Origin of the sequence: Xanthomonas sp. SHU 199, from assembly GCF_000364665.1 — a bacterium.
GTDB classification, from domain to species: domain Bacteria; phylum Pseudomonadota; class Gammaproteobacteria; order Xanthomonadales; family Xanthomonadaceae; genus Xanthomonas_A; species Xanthomonas_A sontii.
Genome location: NZ_AQOI01000474.1, coordinates 1 through 3,133 on the forward strand (window position 1 = coordinate 1; position 3,133 = coordinate 3,133).

3 protein-coding genes are annotated in these 3,133 nt (G+C 69.7%); all 3 read left to right on the forward strand.

From position 1 onward, the window contains the following. Positions 1 to 16 precede the first annotated feature (16 nt). Complete coding sequence (locus tag D183_RS0114940; RefSeq protein ID WP_026144506.1) at positions 17 to 961, forward strand: LysR family transcriptional regulator; 945 nt, start codon at positions 17 to 19, stop codon at positions 959 to 961. A 27-nt stretch (positions 962 to 988) separates the two neighbouring features. Then, entirely contained in the window at positions 989 to 2,911 is a 1,923-nt protein-coding gene (locus D183_RS0114945) for an MFS transporter (RefSeq protein ID WP_017909714.1), read from the forward strand. A 96-nt stretch (positions 2,912 to 3,007) separates the two neighbouring features. Continuing rightward, positions 3,008 to 3,133 (forward strand): CD225/dispanin family protein (locus D183_RS28040; RefSeq protein ID WP_039727892.1); only part of this gene is annotated, 126 nt, incomplete at its 3' end.

Below are 3,133 nucleotides of genomic sequence, written 5' to 3' on the forward strand. Positions count from 1 at the left end.
CGCGCTGGGCACCATCATGCTGACCCTGCGCCAGCTCGAATTCGCCGTCGCCGTCGCCGAGGAAGGCAGCTTCACCGCGGCCGCGCGCCGTTGCCACACCGTGCAGTCGGCGCTGAGCCACCAGATCGCCAAGATCGAGCAGGCGCTGGGCGCGCGCCTGTTCGAACGCGGGGCGCGCCACGTGCGGGCCACCGCCGCCGGCGAGGTGTTCCTGCACAACGCGCGCGCCACCCTGCGCGCCGCCGAACGCCTGCACGAGGAAATGGCGCAGACCCTGGGCACGGTGCGCGGCCGCCTGCAGATCGGGCAGATCTCCTCGTTGAACGCAGTGCAGGTGCCGGCGGTGCTACGCCGCTTCCGCGAGGCGCACAGCGCGGTCGACGTGCACTTGCGCACCGGCATGAGCGATGCGCTGCTGCTGGAACTGGGCGAAGGCCGGCTCGACGTGGCCCTGGTCGGGGTCGGCCCGCACGTGGCGCTGCCGCCGCAACACCTGCTGCTGCACGAGGAACCGCTGGCGCTGATCGCCGCACCTGGCAACCGCTTCGCCGCGCGCCGCCAGGTCTCCCTGCGCGACCTGGAAGACGCGCCGATGGCCGGGCTGATCCCCGGCGCCGGCGTGCGCGGCATCATCGACCGCGCCTTCGCCGCCGCCGGCCTGCGCCAGCGCCTGCAGTACGAGGTCACCCATGCCGACCTGCAGCGGCAACTGGTGGCCGAGGACCTGGGCCTGGCGGTGGTGCCACAGACCATGGCCACCGGCATGCACGGCGTGGCGACGGTGGCATTGCGCGAGCGCTTCCGCTTCCTCACCTACGCCGTGTGGCGGCCGGATCCGACCCCCGCCGCACGCGCCTTCATCGCCCTGCTGCGCGCCCAGCGCGACGCCCTGCAGGCCGCAACCGACAGCGCCAGCGCCGGCCGCCGCGCGCCGCGCCTGCGCGCGCGGCGAACCTGCTAGGCTGCGCGCGTTCGCAAAGGAGCCTGCATGTCCGCCCACAGCCAGTTCGCCCTGTTGCGGCAACGCCGCTTTCTGCCGTTCTTCGTGGTCCAGTCGCTGGGCGCGTTCAACGACAACGTGTACCGGCAGGCGATCATCGGCCTGCTGTTCTACCTGGGCGTGACCCCGGAGCAGCGCACGCTGTACACCAACCTGGCGCCGGCATTGTTCATCCTGCCGTACTTCCTGTTCTCCTCGCTGGCCGGGCAGATCGCCGAGAAGCTGGAAAAGTCGCGGCTGGTGGTCATCACCACCACGATGGAGATCGGCATCATGTCGCTGGCCGCGGTCGGCTTCCTGACCGAGAACATGGCGGTGCTGCTGGTGGCGCTGTTCTGCACCGGCCTGCAGTCGACCCTGTTCGGGCCGGTGAAGTATTCGATCCTGCCGTCGGTGCTCAAACCGGAAGAACTGACCGGCGGCAACGGCCTGGTCGAGATGGGCACCTCGATCTCGATCCTGTGCGGCATGATCCTGGGCGGGCTGATCTTCCAGATCGCCGGCAGCCACGGGCCGGTGGCCGCCGCCACCGCGGTGGTCGCGCTGGCGGTCACCGGCAACCTGATGGCGCGCTGCATCCCCAAGGTCGACGCGGGCGCCCCCGAGCTGAAGATCAACTGGAACCCGCTGCCGGAATCGCTGGCGATCATGCGCCTGACCCGGCGCCAGCTGGCGGTGCGCAACGCCGTGCTCGGCGTGTCCTGGTTCTGGTTCGTCGGCACCGTGCTCACCGCGCAGTTGCCGACCTACGCCGAACTCAACCTGGGCGGCGCGCAGGACCTGTACATCTTCGCCCTGGCGCTGTTCTCGATCGGCACCGGCACCGGCTCGTTGCTGTGCGAGAAGCTGTCCGGGCGCACCGTCGAGATCGGCCTGGTGCCGCTGGGCGCGTTCGGCATCAGCGCCTTCATGCTCGACCTGTACTTCGCACGCCCTGGCGCCGCGCTGCAGACCGGCCTGGGCATCGGCCAGTTCGTCCACCAGGCCGGCAGCTGGCGGATCATGCTCGACCTGGTCGGCATCGGCCTGTGCACCGGCCTGTTCGTGGTGCCGCTGTTCGCGCTGATCCAGAGTCGCACGCCGAAGGCGGAACTGTCGCGCGTCATCGCCGGGCTCAACATCCAGAACTCGCTGTTCATCGTGCTGGCGGCGATGATCGGCATCGCCCTGCAGATGCAGCAGTTGCACCTGTTCGGCGTGCGCATCCCGATGCCCGGGCTGAGCATCCCGCAGGTGTTCCTGGCGCTGGCCATCGCCAACGCGGTGGTGGCGATCTGGATCTTCAGCATCGTGCCCGAGTTCCTGATGCGCTTCCTCAGCTGGGTGATGGTGCGCACCCTGTACCGGCTGCGCCTGCACGGCGTCGAACGCCACGTGCCCGAGGAGGGCGCGGCGCTGATCGTGTGCAACCACGTCAGCTACATGGACGCGCTGGTGCTGGCCGCGGCGATCCCGCGACCGGTGCGCTTCGTCATGTACTACCGCATCTTCAACATTCCGGTGATGCGCTGGATCTTCCGCACCGCCAAGGCGATTCCGATCGCCGGGGCGCGCGAGGATCCCGAGCTGATGCAGCGCGCGTTCGACGCCATCGACGCCGCGCTGGCCGAGGGCGAGCTGGTGTGCATCTTCCCCGAAGGCGCGCTGACCAAGGACGGCGAGATCGCCGCGTTCAAGTCCGGCGTGGAGAAGATCCTGGCCCGGCGCGCGGTGCCGGTGGTGCCGATGGCGCTGCGCAACATGTGGACCAGCATGTGGAGCAAGCGCGATTCGCGGCTGCGGCGCATGCGCGTGCCGCGGCGTTTCCGCGCCCACATCGAGGTGATCGCCGATGCGCCGGTGCCCGGGGCCCAGGCCACCGCCGAGACGCTGGAGGCGCAGGTGAGAAGGCTGCGTGGCGATGCCGCCTGAGTGCGGCGCAGGTGCCCTGGGCACGCGCTTCGGGTAAATTAACCGCAGGGGAGACGCCACAGGCCGTGGCGTCCAGTGCGAAGGACCGAGCGGACAGTGAACCAGCCCGAACCACCAGCAGCGCCCAACGCGGGCGTCTATGTGCCCAACAACATGGTCTGGGCGATCCTGTCCACGCTGTTCTGCTGCCTGCCGCTGGGCATCGTGTCCATCGTCTACGCC